Origin of the sequence: Sandarakinorhabdus sp. (assembly GCF_040398645.1) — a bacterium.
Classification (GTDB): Bacteria; Pseudomonadota; Alphaproteobacteria; order Sphingomonadales; family Sphingomonadaceae; genus Sandarakinorhabdus.
This window is the reverse complement of sequence record NZ_JBBATR010000026.1, coordinates 7,052-31,694: the sequence shown is the minus strand read 5'-3', so window position 1 is coordinate 31,694 and position 24,643 is coordinate 7,052. Positions and strand designations below refer to the sequence as shown.

Genomic DNA, 24,643 nt, shown 5'->3' with positions numbered 1-24,643 from the left:
GTGTTGACAGCAACAGCGATGCCGGCCGCAGCGCAAGTGGGCGTCACCGGCGCCCCGACCCGCGAGGAAATCGATCCCAGCCGCCGCCCAAGCTTCAGCCAGCCCAGCCGATTGATCGTGGACGGCGATATCGAACGCAGCCCGTGCGCGCTGGCCGATCCAGCCTATGCCGCCATCAAACTGAACCTGACCCGGGCGGATTTCAACAATATCGGCCCGGTCACGCCAGCCGAATTGGAACCGATCTGGAAGCCTCTGGTGGGCCGCGATCTGCCGATTTCGGCGCTGTGTGACATTCGCGACGCCGTGGCCACGCAGTTGCGCCGCCAGGGCTATCTGGCTGCCGTGCAGGTGCCGGCGCAGCGCATCGAAGGCGGCGTTGTCCGCTTTGAAGTCCTGTATGCGCGGTTGACGGCGATTCGGCTGCGCGGCGATGCCGGGCGCAACGAAGGCCAGGTGGCGCGTTATCTGAACAAGCTGGCCACCGGCACGCCGTTCAATCGCATCGCTGCCGAACGCTATCTGCTGCTGGCGCGCGATTTGCCGGGCATGGATGTGCGGCTGGCCCTGAAGCCGGCCGGCGGCGGCGCGGGCGACATGATCGGCGAAATCAGCGTGCGGCGGCGCGCTGTCGAAGCTGACATGGTGATCACCAATCTCGCGCCGTCGCAAACCGGGCCGTGGGGCGGGCAATTGCGGGTGCAGGCGCACGGCTTGACTGGGCTGGGCGATCACAGCTTTGTGTCTTATTACAATACCAGCGATGTGCGCGAACAGCGGGTGCTGCAAGGCGGCCATGATTTTGCCGTGGGCGGCGAAGGCTTGCGGCTTGGCGCCCGCGTCACCGAAGCCTGGACCCGGCCCGCATTGGGCGCTGCCGTGCCGCCAGTCAAAGCCGAAACATTTTTTGTCAATTTCGAAGCGTCCTATCCGCTGCGCCGCAGCCAGGCCGCCAGCATTTCCAGCAAGGCCGGGCTGGATCTGGTCAACCAGAAAGTGGCATTCAACAGCGCGCCGCTGTCGCGCGATCAGTTGCGGGTCGGCTATGTGCGGCTTGATGCCGAATGGCAGGATCTGATCGGCTCTGGCCCTGGCGGCACTACAGCCTGGCGCGTGGCGGGCAGCATCGAACTGCGCCAGGGACTGGCGATTTTTGGTGCCAGCCCGGATTGCCTTGATACGCCGCTGCGGTGCACGGCGGCGGGCGCGGTGCCGCCCAGCCTGGTCAACGGCAGCCCGACCGCGACCGTTGTGCGCTTTACCGGCCTGGCCGAAGCACGCCTGTCACAAAAGCTCAGTGTCGTGGTGCAGCCGCGCGCTCAGTACGCCAGCGGCAATCTGTTTGGCTTCGAACGCTTTGCGCTGGGCAATTATACCGTTGGGCGCGGTTATGAACCGGGCGCGCTGACCGGGGATGATGGCTTTGCGGTCAGCACCGAACTGCGCCGCGATGCGATTTTGCTAAACGAAAAATGGAAACTGGCAGCGCAGCCCTATGGCTTCATCGATGCCGGTTGGGCGTGGACCCGCAATCTTCGCACGCGCAATCCGGTCAATCTGATTTCGGCCGGCGGCGGCGCGCGGTTGCTGCTGGCAGACCGGGCGCGGCTGGATGTAGGCGGCGCAGTTGCGCTGAAGGCTGCCGGGCCGGTGAAGGCCGGTGATGTGCGCCTGCTGATCACGCTGACCAGCCGCCTGTTGCCGTGGAGGACCCGTTGATGCGTTTGTTCGACGAGCACGCCCCCCTGCACTCCTTTGCTGCGCGCAACGCGCGCACCCGGCTGGCATTGGCCGCTTCGCCGGGCGTTTTGGCCAGCATGTTGGCGCTGCAGCCGCACGCGGTACACGCCCAAGCCTTTCAGGGCACGCCCACCGTCATCCGGGGCAACATCGATCGCGGCTTCAGCGGCCCAACAGAGTTCATCACCGTCAACGCGCCGGTCAACACGATCAATTGGGTGCCCGACGATGGGGGGACTGGCCCGGCCCCGATCAATTTCCTGCCAAGCGGCCATGATGTAAGTTTTATCGGCGGGAGCGGCCTGAACGGCGCAAACTACACGGTGCTCAACCGCATCATCGCTGCCGATCCCAGCCGCGCCATCCAGTTGGCCGGCAGAGTCACCAGCGATGCCGCCGGCAGCATCTGGTTTTACGCCCCTGGCGGCCTTCTGCTTTCGTCAACCGCCAGTTTCGATGTCGGTAGCCTGTTGCTCACCGCCAATGATCCGGTTGGCGCTGCGGCCGGCCAAGCCTTCATCACCGGCCCCAATCAGGCTCGGCAATTTCGGTTGCAGGCGGCGGTCAACAGCACGGCGCAGGTCAATATCGAAAATGGTGCCGTTATCGAGGCCAACAATCAAAACAGCTATGTCATTGCCGTTGCCCCGCGATTCCGCATGGACGGCGAAATCAATGTCAATGGCTCTGCCGCGCTGGTTGCCGCGTCGGATGTCAGCTTCACGCTAAACGGCGGCCTGTTCGATATCACCGCAAACGTCTCGTCGGCGGCCACCGGACCGTCGCAGGTCACCGGGGATATTACCGGGCCGGCCGGCAACGCCGCCAACGCCGATTATCACCGCATCTATCTGATGACGGCGCCGCGCAACGATGCGATGACGCTGCTGATCACGGGTGGCGCCAATCTCGGCTTTGATATTGCCGGCGCAGCCATGATCCGTTCAAACGCGATCGTGCTGTCGGCTGGTTATGATATCCGGCAGACCCCCCAAGGCGACGGCATCAGTGTCTATGCGCCGCAGCCAACATCAGACACAGCAGCTGCCGCTGCGGTGAACGTCGATGCCACCAATTTCACATCGAATGTCACCATCCGCAGCCGGGGAACGGCGCAGGTTGTGACGCAAACCGGCCCGGTGTCCGCGGCGGCGGATTTGGCGGTCTATGGCGATAGCCAGGCCATCGTGCGCGGATTGTCTGGCCAAAGTCTGCAAGTGACCGGGCAGTTGGTGGTTGATGCATCGAACTATTTCGATGCCGGCACCGGGATGAACCGGCAGGCCGGCACAGCTGAGGTTTCGGCATCCGGTGGCGGCAGCGTGTCCGCGCAACTCATCTCGGCGGACGCCAATGGCCGTGGCGGCTCCAGCAGCGGCACTGGCCAGGCTGGCGGCAGCGGCACTGGCGGCACGGCGTTGATCGGAGCGTTTGGCGGCCAGGTTCTGGCCAGCGCCCTGGAAGTCCGGGCTTTTGGCCAGGGCGGCGAATCGGTGCTGGGCCGCGGCGGCAGCGGCTTTGGCGGCACGGCCCGCCTGCAGCTCGATGCAGATGGAGCCATCACCCTGAACCAAGGCTTTGTAAGCCTGAATGCCAGCGGCTTTGCCCCTACGGGCGGCGATGGGCTGGGGTCGGGGAATGCCGTCGGCGGCACGGCGCAGATGCTCGTTGCGGCCAATCTTGCGGTCGCGGACGGCGTGTCCGTTGTGGCCGACGCTATATATTTTTCTGAAGTGCCCACCAACAATCTGGGCGGCGGCTTTGCACAAGCCGGCGAGGCCAGCATCACCGTGCAGCCAGCGGTAAATTTCACCACCAGCGATCTGCTGATCTCCGCCGCCACCCAAGGGGAAGACGGCACCGGCCTCAATGATTTTCGCGGCGGGTCCGCCACGCTGGCGATCAATGATCTGGCGCTCGACACATTTGTCACCGTGAATCGCAGTTTCCTGATCAATGCCGGTGCCATTGGCGGACCGGGCGCTGAAGGTGCCGTTCTCAAGGGCGGCAACGCCACCGGCGGCACGGCATCACTGCTGGCAACCGGCAGCCCGAGCTTGTCCATCAGGGCGCCGGACACGCGCATCACCGCCGACGCTATGGGCGGTGCCGGCGCAATCACTGGCCAGGCCAGCGGCAACGGCGGCACCGCCGTGGGCGGCCGCGCCGAAGTCAATTTTGCCAATGCCGGCTCCTTGGCTGTGTCCAACCAATTGACGATTTCGGCCAATGCCATGGGCGGCGCCGGCGCGATCGGCGGCAACGCCACCGCGCTGGACAATGGCCCGGCGAACCCGCCCGCCGCCTACCTGCGCTATGGCCCAAGCGGCAGCGACGAAGATAGCGGCATCAACGTCGCCGGCGGCGTCACCCTGTCGGCCACGGCCGGCGGCGGTGCTGGCGTCGATGGCCCCGGCGGATCGGCGCGCGCCGGCGCGACACGCGTGCTCCTGGAATCCCTCACCCACACCGCGCTGTCCGTCACGCTGAACGGCACGGCCACCGGCGGCTCCGGCAGCATCGGCGGCGGCGCCCAAAGCGGCCGCGCGCAGGTAACCCTCAACGAAGCCCGCCTGAACGTGGCTTCGCAGTTCCTGATGGTGGCCGATGCCTTTGGCGGCGAGGGCAAGAGCGAAGGCGGCGCTGGCGGCAATGCCACGGTTGGCGAAGCGACGCTGGCCATTCAGGGCACCGAAAATGGCTTGGGGGCCGGCTTGTCGGCCAGCAGCCTGACGGTGTTTGCCCGCGCAAGCGGCGGCAGCGGCGGCGGCGGCGGCGCTGCTGGCGGCCAGGGCGGCAACGCGCTGGGATCGATCAATGGCATGGCCAGTGTCGGATTGCTTGCCTTGGGCGGCTTTGCCGAATTGGTTGGCGGATCGACCAGCATTGACACCTCGGCCATCGGCGGCGCCGGCGGCAACAGCAGCACCGGCAGCGGCGGCGCGGGCGGCAATGCCGTGGGCGGCGTCAGCAATGTTGGCGTGGCCAGCGGGCCTATCACGCCTGTGATCAACCGGTCACGGGCCAATCTGGGCAACGTCAGCCTGGACGGCAATGCCACCGGCGGCGAGGGCGGCGCCGGTGGCATTGGCGGGCGCGGCGGCGATGCAACTGGCGGCAGCCAGTATGTTTTGGCGCAAGGCGCGCTGGTGCAGGCCGGCAATGTGCTTGTGCAAGCCGATGCGGTTGGCGGCAGTGGCGGCGGCGGCGGCGCAACTGATGCCGGCGGCGGCAACGCGCTGGGCGGCAAGGGCGGTTTGCTCGCCTCGCCGCACGCGGCCGGCGGCAACCCGTTCGAGGTGGTGTTCGGCGGCGATCTGTCGGTGTCCGCTAACGGCGTTGGGGGTGACAGCGGCTCTGCGCCCGGCTCCGGGCGAGGCGGCACCGCTGAGATACGGCTGGAGCAAAGCGCCACCCCAGTTGGCTTTGTCGGCAGCGCGATCATCCTCTTCGCCTCGCTGAGTACTGACGGCCGCGGCGGCGCATCGCGGTTGGCCGGCACGCCGTCGGCCACCGGCTTTGGCGGAACCGTGCTGGTTTCGACCGGCAACGGCGATTTGGAGATCGCCGAAGGCATTATTGCGAATGCCAACGGCCAGGCTGGCAGCAAACTGGCCGCAAGCGTGCTGGCCGGCGAAGCCCGCGGCGGCCTTATCGAAATAGTGACCAATGGCGGCAGCGCCATGATTGGCGGCGTGTCGGCCGATGTTAACGGCTTTTTCGGCGGTTCGGCGGCTGGTTCGGTGGGCGGCACGATCCGGCTGGCCGTGCAGGCTGGCGGCGGCACGCTTGATCTGACGGGCGGCCCCACAAGCCTGATTGCCACTGGTTCCACGCAGAACACCACCCCAAACGGCGCGCAATCGTTGGGCAACGCCAGTGGCGGGGCCGTTGAGATATTGACGGCAGCCAACGGCAGCTTGCTGTTGTCCCTCGATTCGCGTCAGATCAACCTGGACGCCATTGTGGACGGCGGCCCGAACGGCAACGGTAGCAACGGCAACGCCATCGGCGGCCGCTTGCTGATCGACAACGCTGGCACAACCAGCATCACCGCGCCCGCACCATTGGCGTTTTCGATTTCCGCACAGGGCGGAAATGGCGGCGACAGCCTGGCGGGCGGCAATGCCACCGGCGGCACGATCGCGATCATCAATCGCAGCGGCACACTGGATGTGGGCGATGATGGCAATGCCATCCAGATCAACACGCGCGCGTTTGCCGGCGCGTCGGCCACCATGCCAGGCCAGGCCACCGGCGGCACGATCACGGTTACCAGCAGCGGCGGTGTCCTCAATTTCAACAATGCCACCACAATCGGCAACGATGCATTCGGCGGCCTTAGCAACAGCCAGGGCCAACCAGGGAATGCAACCGGCGGCACCATCAACCTGAATTACTCGGGCGACGCCCAACTGCTGTTTGGCGGCGACGTCGATCTGGCACACAGCGTGAACGGCCACATTGCCCGCGGCGGCGACACCAACATCACGGGCGCAAACAACGGCATAATGGATGTGACCGGCTCACTCAGGCTGCTCAACGATGTGAACCTCAACACCGATTTCGATGGCGCACGGGCCACTGGTGGCCGCGTCTCGATCTTTACCAATGCCAATACCATCAGCTCCAACACGACAACGATTCGCGGCAACATCGACATCAACGTCGGCGTGAACATATTGGGCAACGGCATTGGCGGCATCGCCACCGGCGGCCGATTGACATGGAATGCTGGCGGCGCGACCACGATCAGCGGCCGGGTGGACGTGGCTGCCTCCGCTAGCTTCCCGGATGGCACCGGCGGATCTGCAGTGGGCGGAACAATAAACATCGGGGCGACCAGTGGCACGCTGGCAATGAACGGCGGCCTGTTCCTTACCGCAAACGCCAGCAACAGCGGCGTGGCCTTTGGGGCGCAGCCAACATCCGGCGGGCGCATTACACTGCTTTCAGCGCCGAGCGCGCAGTTCAATGTGACCGGCGCAGTTTCGCTGGAAGCCAACGCCAACGGCAGCGACGCCTTCGATGGCGCGGGCGGCGCGGCGACAGGCGGCGAAATTCGCATCAGCAACAGCGGCGCCATGCGGCTGGACATTGCCGGCAACAATATCACCGTGCGCGCCACCGCCACGGGCGGCACCGGCAGCAACAGCGCCGGCGGCACCGCCGCTGGCGGCATGATCATCATCGACAGCACGGCGACCGGCAGCTTTGCACTGCTGAACACCGGCACGCTCGCCCTCGATGCGCCCGGCGTTGGCGGCGAAGGACTGAGCATCCTCGGCACCGGCGGCAGCGCTGTCGGCGGGACAGTCCGGGTCGACAATGCCGGCAATTTCACGCTGCCCGGCGGGCTGAACATCCTGGTCAACGCCACCAGCGGCGACGGCATTGCGACTGGCAACGCCGCCGGCGGCACCGCCCTGCTTTCGACACGCGGCGGCACCACCACCATCAACGGCAATGCTGTGCTTGACGGCAATTCGGTGGTGTTGAACCGCGCCGTCAGGGGCAACGGCACCGGCGGCACATTGACCGTGGATGTCGCGGCCGGCACCCTGGATGTGGCTGGCAATGCGGGTCTCACAGCTCAGGGCAGCGGCACGACCGGGCGCGGCGGCACACTGGCCCTCACTGCCAATGGCCAGGTGCTAGTGGGCGGCAATCTGAACATGACCGCCGACGTCTTGACCGGAACAACAGTCGTAGCAACCCAATCGCAGGCCGGTGAGATCGATGTGGCTGTGGGCGGCGGCGGCGTGCTTGACATCGCGGACAGCTTCACGGCCAATCTTGGATTGCTGGTCAGCCAACCGGTATTCAACATGGTAGCGCGCGCCGGCAATTTCGATCTGGTTTCGGCTGGCACCACGTCGATCGGCGGCGCCGGCCTGACCGTCAACGGCAGCGCGGAATATACCGGCGCTGACGGGCAAGATGGAAGCGCGTTCGGCGGGGCATTGATGGTGAATGTCACCGGCGGCAGCTTCACATCCGCCGGGCTGGCGATGGACGCTGCAGCAGACGGCGGCAACAACAGCGCCGGCAATGGCGGCAATGCCGTGGCCGGATCGGCCCGCCTGCTGATTGCCGCCGGAGCCACGGCGGCAATCAACGGACAATTCCGCCTTGATGCCATTGCCAACGGCGGCAATGGCATCCGTGGCGGCGCTGCCACCGGCGGCACTGTTCAGCTTTCGGTTGACGGCACGGGCACCATAAGGACCGGCTCAGCGCCCCTGCTGCTGAGCGCCGATGCCACTGGCGGCAATGGCAGCAATATATCCGGCGGCGCTGGCACCGGCGGCACAGTTGCCGTGTCTGCAGCAGGCCTGCTGCAGTTGGTCAATCGTGCCGCCCTGTCTGCAACCAGCAGCGGCGGCCGCGGAGGTACAGCAAGTGCACCCGGACAGGCGGGCGCAGACGGCGGCGCGGCCACGGGCGGGACGGTTACAATTCGCACCCTGCCGGGCGGTGATCTGAATTTCACCGATCTGGCCGTAAATGTCTCAGCTGAGGCCGGCAGTGGCGGCAACGGCGCCGATGGCCTTGCTGCCCCCCCGCCGGCAGAACTGTTGCCAGGCCAACGCAACGGCAGTTCGGGTGGCAATGGCGGCAACGGCGGCGCTGGTGGTGACGGCGGCAGTGCGCAAGCTGGGTCCATCATCATCGGCACGGACGCTGCCAACAGTGGCGGATCGCTAACGATCACCAGTTGGTCGCTGGTCAACGCTGCCGAGTCTGGGCCCGGCGGCAACGGTGGTCTTGGCGGGGCTGGGGCCAATGGTGGTGCTGGTCGCAATGGTGACACGGTTTTCCTCAACGGCGGCGATGGCGGTGCCGGCGGCAATGGCGGACTTGGCGGCAACGCCGGCGCTGGCGGCAATGCGACAGGCGGCCTTCTGCTGATTGGCGCGCCCCGTAACGATCAAAATGGCGCTTGGACGCTGGATGTGCCACTGATCACGGCCAATCTCGGCGTGGTGGTCGGCATCAGCGGAGCGCTCGGCTTTGGTGGCGCGCCGGGCGCTGGCGGCGCCGGCGGTGCATCCGGGTTCAACCCTGGGCCGCCGGCGGTCGATGGGCAGTCAGGCCAGTCCGGTGCTAGCGGGTTCTTTGGTGCTGATGGCGAGCTTGCACTGTCTGGTTTTGCCGCCGGTGCCACTGTCCAATTGCTGTTGTTCAACGCCAATATCGCCGGGCCTGGTGAGATCAACCTTTCGGCCGATGTGACCGGCGTGAATGCCTCAATTGGCGGCACGGGCGGCAATGCCGAAGCTGGCACTGTAGAGTTGGTGATTTCTGGCGGCACTTACAATTTAAACGCACTCATTTTGAGCGCCGTTGGCACCGGCGGCTCTTCGGTAGAAGGTTCTGCCGGCGCTGGCCGCGGCGGCAGCGTGACCTTCCGCGTGCTCAATGGTGCCGATGTGACGTTGCGTGGGCAGCAGAGCGCGCTGCTGTTGAATGCCGGCGGACGTGGCGGCGATGGCATTGATGACGGCGTGGGCGGCGACGGCATCGGCGGCAATATATTCATGCAAGTGGATGGCAATCTTACGCTGCCAGCCGGACTGAACCTCCTGGTCAGCGCCGCAGCCGGCGCCGGCTTCGTGACTGGCAGTGCCACCGGCGGCACGGCCCTGCTGTCGATCCTCGGCGGCACCACCACCGTCAATGGCAGCGCTGTGCTGGACGGCAATGCTATTGTGCCAAACCGCCCCTTCATGGGCAACGGTACCGGCGGCACGTTGACCGTGGATGTGGCGGACGGCACGCTGAATGTGGCCAGTAATCTGAATTTCACAGCGCTGGGCAGCGGCACCATCGGGCGCGGCGGCACGCTGGCCCTGAACGCCGACGGCCGGGTGCTGGTGGGCGGCAATCTCGGCATGGCCGCCAATGTCGAAACCAATACAACGGACGCATTCGCCCAGTCGCAGGCTGGCGTTATTGATGTGAATGTCGGCAGTGCCGGCGTGCTCGGCATTGCGGGCAGCTTCACGGCCAATCTATTGTCGCTGGTGAACCAACCGGTGTTCAACATGACGGCGCGTGGCGGCAATTTCGATCTGGTTTCGGCTGGCACCACATCCATCGGCGGCACCGGCCTGTTCGTGAACGGCGGCGTTCAATATATCGGGGCTGGCGGGCAAGGCGGCAGCGGGGCTGGCGGGGCATTGATGGTCAATGTGACCGGCGGCAGCTTCGCATCGGCCGGAATAGCGATGGGCGCTTCCACAGAGGGCGGCGGCAACACTTCCGGGCCCGGTGGCAATGCCGTGGGCGGTTCGGCGCGCGTGCTTGTTGCAGCCGGGGCCTCAGCCGCAATCAACGGCCAATTCCGGCTGGATGCCATTGCGCGCGGCGGCAACGGTGCCACCGGCGGCGCTGCCACCGGCGGCACTGTGCAGCTTTCGGTTGCCGGCACAGCCACCATTAATCCCGGTGCGGCGCAATCGCTGTTGAGCACAAATGCCACCGGCGGCAATGGCAGTACGCTAGGCGGCGGCGCTGGCACGGGCGGCACAGTGCTCCTGGAAAGCCTCGGGCCAAGCGGATCACTCACCATAACGGGTTCTGGCGCCGCTTCGCTGCTGCTGACCGCCAACGGCACGGGCGGCAGCGGCTTTGGCATCAATGTCGGCGGCACCGGCACCGGCGGCACCACCCGCGTGGTCAATGAAAATCGCCTGGTGTTGCCCGGCTCGCTGGATTTGCAGTCCAGCGGCGTTGGCGGCGGTGGGTCACGGCGCGGCAATGGCATCGGCGGCAGTGCGCGCCTGCTGGTAAGCGGCACGGGCGACACGCTGGCCTTGTCATCCCTGAATTTGGCTGCGGTTGGAGCGGGTGAAAATGGCACGGGCGGCCTTGCCGAAATCCGGTTCACGCCTGACGGCAATGGCAATGGTGGCGGCATCGCAGTGGCATCGGGCGTTCTGCTGAACGCCGGCGGCCAGTTTAACAGTGGCGCCCCAAGTGGTAGCGGCAGTTCCATTGGCGGCAACGCGCGCATCAGCAACACGCGCGGCTTGCTCACGGTTGGCAGCACGCTGACACTGAACGCCAGCGCTACCGATCAATCAAACGGCACCAACAGCAGCGCCGCCGCCGGCAATGCCGAGCTGTTGATTGCATCCGGCCAGATCACGGTGACCGGCCAGGCCGTGCTTGATGTGACGGCCCGCGCCAGCCAGTCCTTCAATGCAGACGGCGGCAACGCAGCCGGCGGCGTGGCCCGCCTGAACGTCAACGCCAACAACGAAACCTTGCCCGGCAGCTTCACCAGCGCCGGCCTGACCGTGGACGCCACTGCCACAGCCGGCAGCACGACAACCGAAGGCCTGCCGGCGGGCACGGCGTTTGCGGGCGGCCGGGCAACGGGCGCGCAGGTGACGATTACGGGCAGTGCTGCCACCGCCGCCATGAACACCGGAGACATAAGCATCGCGGCCAACACGGCAGGCGGCGCAGGCTCACGCGGGCTCGGGCTCGGCGGCAATGGCGGCGCGGCAACGGGCGGCAGTATTCTTATCGGCATGATCAGCGGCCCGGGCGCAGGCCAAGGCCAGTTCACAGGCGGCATCCTGGTTTCGGCCAATGCCGTCGCCGGCCAAGGCGGCGACGGTGACGGCGCGGGCGGCGTCGGCGGCGTTGGCGGCGGAGCTGGAACCGGCCGGATCGAGCTACTGAACGATGGCGGCCTGTTCACGACTGAAGCGGTGCTGAATGCCAGTGCAACCGGCGGCGGCGGCGGCAATGGGGCAGCTGGCTTATCAAATGGCGGCGCCGGCAATGCCGGCATCATCCTGGTGCGCAGCCGGCCCAATGCCAGCACCGGCGCGGCCGGCAGCCTGACATTGGCCAGCCTGACCGCAAACGCCGGCGCCACAGGCGGCCTGGGCGGCAGCAGCAGCAGTGCACGGGGCGGCACAGTGCAGATACAAGCGGTGCGCCAGACTGCCCGCCCGGGCGATACCGATACCGGGACCATCACGATCACCAATACTACAACGCTGGATGCCAGCGCATTGGGCGGCAGCGGCGGCGGCAGCGCATCGAGCGGCGGCATTGCCTTGCAGGCCGAAGCCGGCCGCCTGATTTTTGGCGGCGCCGTGTCCGGCACGGCCCAGCTGTTTGGCGGCGACAGCGGCTTTACTGGCGGACAAGCCAACGGCAGCAGCCTGAGCATTATCGCCAGCGCCGCCGGACTGATCCAAATTGATTCCGGTGGCACTTTCTCGGTCAGCGCCAATGGCGGCGGCGGTCTGGTAGCGGGCGGCGCCGGCTTTGGCGGCAGCATCAATATCAATGCCACTTCGGGCGGCGACATATTGTCCACCGCTGGCCAGTTTGCATTGTTCAATCCCGGCACCGGCGGCGGCAGCAGCACTGGCTTTGGCGGCGATGGCCGCGGCGGCACCGCCAACATAACAACATCGGGCGCAGGCAGCAGTATCGCCTTGACTGGGGCCCGGGTCAGCGCCACCGGCAGGGGCGGCAGCACCACCGCCGGCACTGGCGGCGAAGGCCGCGGCGGCACTTTATTTGTCGGCGTGTCCAACTCCGCTGTGCTCACGGCCGGGCAATCCTTGTCGCTGGAAGCTGATGGCATCGGCGGCGGTGGTTTCCGCGGTGGCCGCGGCTTTGGCGGCCTTGCCACCATCAGCGCCACTACACTGGGGCGCTTGCTGGGCGGAGCCGATCTGGCCGTGTTGCGCGCCGATGGGCGCGGCGGCGCGGCCAGTGGCGAAACCGGCGGTGACGGCGAAGCCGGCACAGCGTCCATCCTGGCCGACACGGCCGCCGAAATTGTCCTCGGCACCATTGGATCGGTATCCGCGGCTGGCTTTGGCGGCAGTTCGAGCGCGGATGGCGGGACCGGTCGGGGTGGCACAACCCGGATCGAAGCCCGCGGCGGCAGCCGCATCACGGCGGGCAGCGTGGGCAACATCGATGCCAGCGGCACTGGCGGCGAAGGCTTTGGCACGCGCGAAGGCGGCTTTGGCCGCGGCGGGGACAACACGCTTTCGGCGCAATCTGGCGGTCAGATCGCTTTCACTTCAACCGACGTAACGCGCGGCATACAATTGTCGGCAGGCGGCGTTGGCGGCGACAGCTTCCTTGGGCAAGGCGGCGACACCATCGCCGGCCGGATTTTTGTAAGGGCCGAAGGCGGCGGCGCACAAATCCGGCTGGATGCCAGCAATGCGATCGGCAACCGGAACGCCTTGGGCATCATCCTGAACACGCAAGGTTTCGGCGGCCAGGGCGATCTGGCGGTTACGCCGGGGGCTTCCAACGCAGCCGGCGGCGATGCATTTGGCGGCCCCATCTCAATCAGCGCCAGCGGCAACGCTGCCATCAGCCTTGTCGGCCCCGCCGCGATCACCAGCAACGCGCAGGGCGGGCGCGGCACCGGCGGCGGCGATGCCGGCGCTGGCGAAGTGTTCATCGAATTGAGAAATGCAGTCGACACCACCCGTTTCAGCGCCGGTGATCTGACCATAACGGCCATATCGCAGGGCGGGATCGCATCGGGCACCGGTTCCGGCGGCGATGCTTCAGGCCGGGGCACCGGCAGCAATGTCAATGGCAGCACCGGCGGCGTGTTTCTGGGCGGAAGCGGCAACCAGGGCAACTTCACTGCCGGTATCGTGCAGATCGATGCGTCAGCCAATGGCGGCAGAGGTGGCAGCAACGGGCTGAATGGCACCGGCGGCGGCGGCGGCGACAGTGCCGATGTCGTGATCGGCCTTGGCAGCGGCAACAGTGCTGGCACCACGCCCGGCATCCTGAGCCTGGGCCGGACGTTGCTCGATGCTGGCGGCAACGGCGGCAACGGCGGCAGCGGCCTTACCGGCGGAACAGCCGGCGCCGGCGGCAATGGCAGCGGCGGTGACGTGCGTGTGCAAGCCTTTGGCAGCAGTGTTTCGCTGGGCATTTCTGACAACAGCCAGGTTACGCTTGTTACCGCCGGCGGCGGCGGCACGGGCGGTATTTTCCTGGGCACTGGCAGCACCGGCGGAACGGGCCGCGGCGGCAATGTGCTGGTTGAAGCCAAGCCCGGCAGCGGCGGGGCGGCTGGGTCAATTGGCCTTGGGCTGCTGTTGGCCGATTCCCGGGGTGTTGGCGGCGCAGCCGACGGCAACGACGGCGGCACGGGCGGCTTTGGCGGCGGCGGCCGGATTGATCTGCTGGCCAGCGGTGGCACCATCACCGCCAGCGCGGTTCGCGATTTTTTCACCTTTGGCGAAGGCGGCTTCGGCAGCCAGGCTGGCGGCAACGGCACCGGTGGCATCATCAATCTGGCGGCGACAGCGGCTGGCACTTTGCAAATGGGCGGCTTTACGGCTCATGCCAGCGGGACCGGCGGCCGCAGCGCCGTCGCAGGCGGCGATGGCCGCGGCGGCAGCGTTGGCGTGCGCGCCGATGGCGGCACCATCACCGTGACCGCAACCGCAGCGCCCACGGGCACTGGCATCGGGCTGTATGCGAGAGGCGAAGGCGGTGATGGCGCGTTTACCGGCCCCGGCGGCATCGGCCCCGGCGGCGACGGCGTAGGCGGCATCATCGATGTGCAAGCGACCCCCAACGGCGTTCTGACGTTGAACGGCTTTGCCGGCACAGATCGGTCGATCGACATCTCGGCGTCCGGCACGGGCAGCAGCGGCACTGTCGGCGGCAGCGGAACCGGCGGCGTGGTGCGCGTGTTCACCGATGGCGCTGCCAGCCTTATCCTGACCGGCGATGCCGGCATCGCGGCCAATGGCAGTGGCGGTTTTGGCGAGGATGGCCTTGGTGGCGGCGGCTTTGCCGGGCGCGTGGCCGTGTCGCTGGAAAATGCCGTCATCGGCAGCAGCATCACTACCGGCAATCTGACGTTGTCGGCCAATTCGGTTGGCGGCGATGCCGATGATTTTGCAGGCGGCAATGCCGATGGCACCATAAATCTGGCTGGCACCGGGCTGTTTTTGGGCTCCACCAGCAATCGCGGCAGCCTGACGACGGGCGAGGTCAATCTGTTTGCCAATGCCACCGGCGGCACCAGTGGCCGCATCAACAGTCTGGATGGTGCCGACGGCGGCAACGCCCGCGCTGGCGATGTGTTTGTCGGCACTCAGGCGCTGGCACCCGGCGGCAGCGGCGGCAGCTTCACGCTGGGCCGGCTCAGCATCGAAGCGATGGCCAGTGGCGGCAACGGCAGCGACGGCGATCTGGCCGATGGCAGCGGCGGCAACAGCGGCAACGGCATCGGCGGCAGTATCGACATCGTGGCGGCCGGCGCTACCCTGCGCATCGGGCCGGTGGGCACCATTGTTACGGCGATCAGCGCCAACGCCGGTGGGACCGGCGGCAATGGCGGCAATGGCCTCAGCATTGGCGGCGGCGGCGATGGCACGGGCGGCCTTGTGTATATTGCGGCCACGGCCAACCCGGCGGCCGCAAATCGGCCGGGCGCGTTGGAAACCGGCAATCTGCTGGTGGTAACCAACGGCGCCGGCGGCAGTGGTAACACGGCCGGCACCGGCTTTGGCAATTCGGCACAATTGTTTGCCGTGGGCGGCACCATTGCGGTCACTGGTACGGCCGGTTTCTCGGCCACGGGTATCGGCGGCCTCGGTGTGTCAAGCATTGGCGGCATTGGCATTGGCGGTAGCATGGCCTTGACCGGGGCCATCACCGCATCAGGCCAGATCGCGCTGGATGCCAGCAGTATTGGCGGCAGTGGAGATCGCGGCGGCGGTGCGGGCACCGGCGGCTTCATCACTGCGTCGGGCCAGATGAATCTCGCCGGCGGGCTGCTGGCCATCGCGGACGCGGTTGGCGGCAACGCCCTGATCGATGGCAATGGCGGCAGCGCAGACGCCGGCCGCATCTTTGTGGATGCCAGCGGCACCGATACGCTGGCGATCGGGCAGCTTACCGATCTGCGCGCAAACGCAAACGGCGGGCGCGGCGAAAGCGGCGGCTTTGCCCAATCGGGCCGGGTGGAATTGTCTGCCCGCGCCGCCACCGCAACGCTTGAGCTTGGCCGCTTGACAATCGGCACGCAGGCAATCGGCGGCACGGCCGGCCATCTGCCAGTCGTCGGCCTTGCAAGAGGCGGCGCGGCGAGCGGCGCAGCGGTGGCAATCACCTCCAACGGCTCGGTGCGGATCGCGGATGATGTCACCATCAACGCAGCACGATTTGGCGGCACATTTGCTGGATCTGGCACAGGTGACGGCGGGCTTGCCACGGGCGGCCTGTTCAACTTCGAAGCGTCGGGCAGCGGCGCTGTGCTGGATATCGGCGGCACATTTGCACTTAACGGCGCCAGCATCGGCGGCAGCGTCGATTCCGTGGCCGTCGGCAACGGCGGCGCGGCAATCGGCACCAATGTGCGCATGATCAACGGCGGGCAGACGCGGCTGCAACTGGGCGGCGGCGGCGCGAATATCGTGCTGCTCACCACCGGCGGCAACGGCAGCAACAGTAACGGCGGCACAGCGACCGGCGGCACGCTTCGCGCTGCGGTGGACGGCACGCTCGATATTGGCGGTTCCGGCCTCACGATTGGCGTTGACGCAACTGGCGGCCTTGGTGCTACTGGCGGCATTGCGACCGGCGGAGAGGTCATTCTCGGTGTCGGCGGCATTGGCGGCAGCCTGACTGTGGCAGGCAATACCAGCATATCCGCGACCAGCTTTGGCGGTAGCGGCGGCGGCGGCAACGCCACAGGTGGGCTGGTGGCGATCAGCACTCAGGGCGGCTCCGTCCCCGGCAGCCTCAGACTGTCGGCAGCCGGGCAAGTGGCGATCACCGCCGACGCACGCGGCGGCCGCGGCTCTGACGGTGTCGATGGCAGCAATGGCGGCACTGCACTGGGCGGCAATATCGCTTTGGGCTCAGACCGCAATGGCGGCACGGTCGCCATCGGCACACTGACTGCGACGGCCACCGGTTTTGGCGGCACAGGCGGCAACAGCGTGGTGGCAGGTGCCGGCGGCAATGCCAACGGCGGTGTCATCTTCGTTCGCATGGGCCTGCTTGGCGCGGGCAGCAACGATCTCAGCACAGTGCCAGGCGTTTTCACCTTGGCTGGCGCAACACTGACAGCCAATGGCAACGGCGGCACCGCCGGTGCCGGCACGCCAGCGTTGCATGGAAATGGGCGCGGCGGCACCCTCGATCTGTCCCTGATCGGTGCAAATGGCACAATCGCAGGCGATCTCACGCTGGTTGCAACGGGCAACGCCGGCGGCTTTGGTACGCCCGGTCTGCCGGCGACTGGTTTTGGCGGTGTTGCCAATCTGAGCGCCTCAGCCACCACCGGCGGCCTGTCCAGCCGGCTCACCGTGGGCGGCAACACGCAACTTCAAGCTGCCGGCAACGGCTCTGGCGCGGTGGGCAGCAATGGTGAACCCGGTGTCGTGCGGGTGGTTGCGCTGGGCGGCAGCGAGATCGCGATGGGGCCGCTGAGCGCCAGCGCCACCGGTTCGGTGGCTCCGCCTGCCGGTGCAATCCGCAGCGGCCTCGTCGCCGATGCAGGTTCCACCATCAGCATCGCTGGCAACGGCCAGTTTACCTCTCGCGGCAATGTGGCGGTTAACGACGGCGGCACCATCACCTCCAGCGGCACATTGCGGATCAGCGCGGCCGGAACGCTGACGAGCGGGTTTGCCGGGCCGACCCCGGGGCCGCGCGGCGTCGTAGCGGCGCAAACGTTGATCCTGAACAGCCAGGCCGGCATCGATCTGGTGACCCAAACCACTGGCAGCCGGGATGTTCAGATCCTTGGCAGCCCGGCGGCTGTGACCTTGCGGGACATCAGCGCGGTGCGCGATGTGACCATCGCCGGCGGTACCGTTGTGCTCGGCAACCTTCGCGCTGGCGGCACTGCCATCGTGCAGGCGGCCACCGCCCTGACCAGCGGCAACATCAGCGCTGGCGGCCAGATCCGGCTGTTTTCAGATGGCGGCATCACGGCGGGATCGATCGATCTGGGCATCGTCAATCCCCTTCCAACCGGCCCGTTCGAACTTTATATCCGCGCCCTGAACGATATCAGCGTGGCAGACATCCGCAGTGTCAGCCAGATTGGCGTGCTGGCAGGCGGCAGCATCAGCATCGGCAACGGCGGCCCGTCCGGCAATATCGCCAGCGGCGGTGCACTGGTGATGCTAGCCGGCAACAACATTACGGCAAATACATTGACCGCGCCGACCACAGGGGCGTTGTTCATCGGCGCGTTTCCGCAGCGCAGCCTGATCAGTTTTCCCGGCGGCATCGCCGATTACACCGCCTTGCTGGCCGCAAGCGCCGTCGCGGCACCTGGCAATGTGCTGCTGGGCAGCGTGACCGCCGGCACTGCCAAAATCGCAGCCGGCGACGTGCTGCGCGTAACCGGCAACCATGGAACCTCTGGCTCTGCGCAGCTTGCCGGCCGCGATACGCGCCTTGCCACCGTGGTGTCTGGCGGCGATCTTGATGTGGCCACTGGGGATCTTGCAATCACCAGCGCGCGCGCCGCCGGCGCAATGCGGCTCATTGCCGGAAACACTGTCACCGCCGGCGCGTTGTCCGGCGGCAACCGGATCGCTGTATCGGCAGGCGATGGTGTCACGCTGGGCAATCTGGATGCCGGCATTGTCGCGCCAGTGTTCGGCGCGGTGGGTGATGTGCTGGTGCAAGCCGGCAGCGTTGCGCTGATCGGCAATGTGCGCGCGGCCAGCAATCTGGCGTTGATCGCCCAGGGCAATCTGACCAGCGGCAGCATCAGCAGCGCTGGCACCACCGCGCTGCTGTCCAGCGGCAGCGTCTCCACAGGGGCCATCACGATTGGCAGCAGTGGCAGCCTGCGCATCGGGTTGGCCAACACGGCCAGCCAGCGCGATCCGCTCGCGCCGGATTATGCGGCCTTGCTGGCTGGCGCGGCACAACCGGTCGGCGGCGGCATCACCGTATCCGGGGCATTGACCGTGCCGGGCCGGGCCGAGTTGAGCGCTGCCGGCGCCATCGGCGTAACCGGGGTGATCAACGCCGGGCTGCTCACCGTCAACAGCGGCGGCATGGTGCAATTCGATCAAGCGGTGACCAGCAGCGACGATGTGCTGATCACGTCCGCCGCAGATGCCAATCTGGGCGAAATCACAGCGGCTGGCGAAGTCAGGGTTGCGGCCGGCAACACGGTGCGCACTGGCAACGTCCAGGTGGGCGACCGTATCAGCCTTGAATCCACAAATGGCGCTGTCACAGCCGGAGCCTTGTCCGCAGCGCAAGCGTCACCGCAGGCAGGTGCACGCGGCGACGTTTATGTCCGCGGCCAGACCGTCGCTGTTGGCGCTGTTGCTGCCGCAAGCGATATCGGACTGCTCTCGAGCGGCACACTGAGCAGTGCTGCCTTGCGCAGCGGCCGCGATCTGGTGCTATTATCTGGCGGCACCATCACCACTGCCGCCATCACCACGCCAGCAACTGGACGGGTGCGGTTTGGCAACATCGGCCAGGCCAGCGTGATCAGTTTCAATGCCGGCGTTCCAAACTATAGCGCGTTGTTTACAGCGCCGCTCGGGCAAGTAGCCGGCGATATCGATGTGCGCGGCGCGCTCACCACCGGCCTACTGGAAGCCAGCACCAGCGGCCGATTCCTGGATCAGAGCGCCATCGTGGTCAGCAATGGGGCTCGTATCAGCGCGCAAGGGATTGGTCTGACCGATGTCACCAGCGGCGGCTTCATCGAAATCCTGTCCACCACCGATCTCCTGCTGGGCAATCTCACGTCTGCGACCGGCCTAACCCTTTCCACACAGGGCAACATCACCACCGGCAATCTGGCAGTCGGCGGAACCCTTTCGCTTAGCGCCCTGCAGTCCGTCGGCGGCGGCGGCGCGCTGGTCACAGGCAATATACGCTCCAGCGATGACATCCGCCTGAATGCGGTCACCACGATCACGACCGGCAGCCTTTCGGCAGCCGATTCGGTGTTTGTCACCGCAGGCGGCACCATAGTCACCGGCAATATTGATGCCGGCACCGTTGCGCCGGCCCAACGTGCCAGCGGCGTGGTGTTCATTACGTCACCGGGCACCATCACCACCGGCAATATCAATATTTCGGGCAGCGCCACCTTGTCAGGCGTGCTGGGCGTGACCAGTGGCAACATCAGCGCACCGCAAGGCATCGTGCTGCTAGATACCGGCGGCATCAACGCCGGCGCATTGACCACATCGGCCAACGGCTTTGTCTATATATCCAGCCACGAATTGCTGCCGTTGATCAGCTTTGATCAGGCCGGTAATCTGCAGTTTGCAACACTGCTGGCGCGAACACCCACACGGCTTATCGGCGATATCCGCATTAGCGGGGCCGCCAGCACCGGCCGTTTCCTGGCTGCGGCCACCGGCGGCTTTGATGCCCGCGCCATCACGGCGCCAACCAGCGTATCGATCGATATAGGCGGCACGGTGAATTTGGCCGCCAGTGTCACATCGAGCCGTGTGGCCATCACCTCCAGCGATATCGTCATTGCCCCCGGCAGCATCATCGGCGGCGGCGGGGCTGCCGAGATCAGCCTGGCGGCCAATGGCCAAACCGCCGTGACCAGCGCCGCGATCGGCGGCGGCGATGTGGCTGGCAACTACAGCCTGTCCAATGCCGAATTTGGCACGCTGCGTGCTGCCAGCATCAACGTGCGTTTGCCCAATGGCACCATGACCATCGGCCAGCTCAATCTCCCCGCCACTGTGCCCGGTGCGATCACGCGGCAACAGGAGGGCCAGGGCCAAAGTGGCCCGGTTCAGGTGCAAGGTCCCGATCTGCCCACCAGCATCAGCCTGTCGAGCGGCGGCCTGATCCGCGTGAACGGCGCAGTGACAATGGCGCAGGCCACAGCGGCAAACAGCCTGACACTCACCGCCGGCAGCCGCCTTGAAGTCGAAACAACCGCCGGCCGCATCCAATTGGGCAACAACGCCGAATTGCCCGCCGGCACACTGAACCTGAACGGCGCGAGTGTGCGCGTTGCCAGCAATGGCCTGCTTGCCCAAATTGCCGCCGGCACGCTGGCGGGAAAGCCACGAATTGATGCCCTTAACGCCATATCAGCCGATCCGGCGCTGGCCGGCCAGATCATCGCCGGCGCCATCCGCATCAATGCGGCGCAGGATGTGCTGATCCAGAACAGCGGCAGTGCAGCCACCCGAGCCGGCTTCACGGCTGGTAGCGGCGGCCTGACAGTGACCGCCACCGGCACACAGGCTGGCGCGCTGGATATGGTGATCAATGGCCGAGTGCTCCGTGACGCCGGCTTTGTCATCAATGATGACACACGCGCCGCTGTGATTGTGCAGCCAAGCCTCGACATTTTGACCGACACTGCGCAGGTCAATGGCTGTCCACAGCTCACAGGATGCGCGCCGCCACCAGCGGCTCAACGACGGGTTGATGTCATCGTGAACAATGTGGCCGCGTTGACGCCAACGCAGGAGCAACAGCGCGAAGACGCCAAAAAAGCTGTTGAAAAACTGCCCATCATCCTGCTGCAACGGCTGATCGATTTCAGCCCCATGTTTGCCGATCCTGACACCAGCGACCCGGCCGCCAGCGGCGGCAACCCTTCGCTATGGCTGGATCCGCTGCCTGGCGGCGTGCGCCGCCCGGGAGGATTGAAATGAACCGCTATCTGCCACACCGCCGCCTACTACACCGGCGCCGCACACTTCGTCTGGCCGGGCTGCTGGTGGCAGCTGCCATCGCCCAGCCAATGGCAGCGCCAGCCGCAGCCGCGAACGCCGAATTTGCGCTGGCCGAAAGCTTCCGGATCGGCACAGCGGGCGTGTTGTGCACGGCCCAAAGCCAGGCGAATGATCCTGCCATGAAGGGCATGTTCGATCGCGGCTATCGCATCGTCTGCCGTGATGCCGCCGCGCCGATCGGCAATCTTTATGCACTGCGCCAAGGCGCACTGCCCTTGCCTGCCGGCTGCGACGGCCGAAAGACCGTGCCCGCCGATCTGTCGGCACTGCCGGGTGCCACGATCAACCGCTGCACCATCGATGGCCTGGCGCGCCTGCGCTATCAGGTGCAGCGCGGCCGCACGCTGTTCGTCGCCGATGGCCTGGCTGGCTATGGTTCCGCCCTGGCCATGGGCTTGCAGTCAATGCTGGCCAATGCCCCGGTTGCCGGCACCGTCGAAGTGGCTGCCACCGAAGCTGGCGATCCAGCCGCGTTTGCGCGCATCCAGGCCGGCAGCCTGGAACCAGCCCAGGCGCTGGCCGAAGCCTATGTGCGCAACAATGCCGCCAGCTTTGCCGAATCCGCGGAATTTTTCGATCTGCTGGTGGAACGAAACCGCCAAGGCACGCCGGGTTTCACGCGCAGCTCCGAATACCTTACCAATCAGGGCCTGCAACAGTCCAATCTAAGCAGTTTTGCCGATGCCGAACGCTTGTTTGCGCGTGCCGCGCAAGCCCTTGATGGCAGTGATCCGGTGGCCAGCCGCCTGCTGCGCAACGCCATGGCCCAGCACCAGCTCAATCGCCAGCAGAACCAGCGCGCACTGGCGGCGCTGGCACAGCCGGTTGCCGGCAATATCGGCACCACCGATGCTGGCCGGCTGAGCGCAGGCTATATCGACACGCCGCTGTCGCAGCGGTTGAACATCGAAGACAGCGCGATTCGGGCATTGGGTGGCGGATCTGTCGGCCTGACCCGCGAGGAACGGATCCGCATCCTTGATGCGCAAGCCCTGTATCTGAACGGCGCTGCGCAGTCCGGGCTCGGCAATCTCGCTGCGGCCGAAGCGGCACTTGCGCAGGCCGAAATCGATCTCAGCCGAGTGCGCGGCGGCCGGGTCTTGTCGGTTTTGTGGCTGCGCGCGGCGGCAGCCACCGAACGCGGGCGGGTAGCCGAACAATTGGGCCGCGGCCCCGATGCCATCGCCGCGCTGGCCGGTGCCGTGGCTTTGACAGCTGCGCAGTACCCGCAATCGGCGGCGCTGCTGTCGGCGCAGGCCCGGCAGGCGGCGTTGCTGCAACGCCAGGGCCGGGCCGCCGAAGCCGCAGCGCAATTTCGCGCCATCGTGAAATCGGCGCCGGAAACCCCGGGTGCCGGGCCGTTGTTGCGGCCATTGCTCGTGCCATGGTTTGGCAGCCTTGCCGCTAGCGGCGATGCCAACGCGGCCAATGATTTGTTCGATGCCAGCCAGATCCTGCTGCGCCCCGGCGTGGCGCAAACTCAGGCTGTGCTGGCGCGCGAATTGTCCGGAGGCAGCGATGCTGCGTCAACGCTGTTCCGCCAATCCATCACCTTGTCACGCGATCTGGTGCGCACCCAAGCCGACATCAGCCGGCTGGCGGAATTGGAAACGCCCAGCCCATTGGAGATCGAGCAAGCGGCCGTGCTGCAATCCCGGCTGGCACAATTGGGCCGCGACCAGACAGCGGTGCTGGCCGGGCTGGCCGAATATCCACGCTATCGCAGTATCAGCAACAACACAGTCACCCTGGCGAGCCTGCAAGCGGCGCTGATTGAAAACGAAGCCTATTTCAAGCTGATCCTGCTTGGCGACGAAGCCTATGCGCTGGTGCTGGGCCGGCAATCGGCGTCGGTTCACCGTGTTGATGCCACCGCTGCGGAACTGGGCGTGATGGTGAAGGCCATCCGCGACACCGTGGTGATTTTTGAAAATGGCCGCCCGACAACCTACCCGTTTGATGCCGCCACCGCCCGCCGGCTGTACAGCCTGCTGGCCGGGCCAGCGGATGGCCCCGCCGCGCGTTTGCTGGCTGCCAGCCGCCATTTGATCGTGGAACCGGACGGCGCGCTGCTTCAATTGCCGTTCAACCTGCTGATCATGGCCGATGACAATCTGGCTGCCTATCAGGCACGCCAGGCCGACGAAAATGCCGATGCCTTTGATTCGCGCGGCCTCGCGTGGCTGGGCCGTGACCGGATGGTGTCCACGGCCACATCGCCGCGCGCCTTCATCGATGTGCGCCGCATTGCCAGCAGCCGCGCCAAAAATGCCTATCTGGGATTGGGCGAAAACAGCATTCCGGCAGCGGCTTTGCCAGCGGTGCTGCCGGCGGCCATTGCCGCGGCGGCCACGACCGGCCGTTCAGGCAACGTGCGCGGCGCGGCGCCGCTGGCAGCAATTCTGCCAGCGGCTGCTGCCAGTGCCATTCCCGCCGGCGCGCTGACAACCGGGCCCGGCGTGAGCGCGTTGCCGCGAGCAGGCGATTGCGATTGGCCACTCATCGAATGGTCACGCCCGATTGCTGCCGCCGAATTGCGGCTGGCGGCCGATCTGCTGCGCAGCGGTGGTTCTACCGTGGTCACCGGCGCGGATTTCAGTGATACGGCGATGATGGCACGGCGCGATTTGCGTGATTACCGCGTGATCCATTTTGCCACCCACGGGCTCGTGACCGCGCCGCGCCCGGAATGCCCGGCGCGTCCAGCGCTTCTGACCAGCTTTGCCGAGGCCGGCAGTGACGGCTTGCTCAGCTTTCGCGACATATTCGATCTCAATCTGGATGCCGATACGATCATCTTGTCGGCCTGCGATACCGCCGGCGCTGCCACGGCTTCTGCCACACGCGAAGCAGGCATCACCACAGGCGGCAATTTCGCGCTGGACGGCTTGGTGCGCGCCTTTGTGGGTGCTGGTGCCCGCGCCGTAATCGCCAGCCACTGGCCGGTGCCAGACAGTTTTGATGCCACGCGCACGCTCATCACCGGATTGTTTGCCAACGCCGGCCAGATTGCCGTGGGTGAGGCGTTGCGCCAATCACAAAGCCGGATGATGGATGTGCTGGAAACCTCGCACCCCTATTATTGGTCGGGTTTTGCCATCATTGGCGATGCAGCCAAACCATTGATCGGCAAGCCCGTCGCTCCAATGTCCGGCCGCTGA

General features: G+C 66.4%; 3 protein-coding genes. All 3 read left to right on the top strand.

Going from position 1 to position 24,643, the window contains the following annotated elements; translation table 11 throughout:
- From ABWP50_RS07900 to ABWP50_RS07890, 3 genes are read left to right on the top strand one after another with little or no spacing between them, the layout of a single operon-like run.
- On the top strand, positions 1–1,719 hold the full coding sequence (locus ABWP50_RS07900) for a ShlB/FhaC/HecB family hemolysin secretion/activation protein (protein ID WP_353217453.1): 1,719 nt from the start codon (positions 1–3) through the stop codon (positions 1,717–1,719).
- Positions 1,719–21,401 carry a hypothetical protein gene (locus tag ABWP50_RS07895; protein WP_353217452.1) on the top strand — a complete coding sequence of 6,561 codons (19,683 nt, stop codon included), beginning with the start codon at positions 1,719–1,721 and terminating at the stop codon, positions 21,399–21,401. Before ABWP50_RS07900 ends, ABWP50_RS07895 begins: the two co-directional genes overlap by 1 nt.
- Positions 21,398–24,643, top strand: a complete 3,246-nt coding sequence (locus ABWP50_RS07890) for a CHAT domain-containing protein (RefSeq protein WP_353217451.1) — start codon at positions 21,398–21,400, stop codon at positions 24,641–24,643. The genes ABWP50_RS07895 and ABWP50_RS07890 overlap by 4 nt, the downstream gene beginning before the upstream one ends.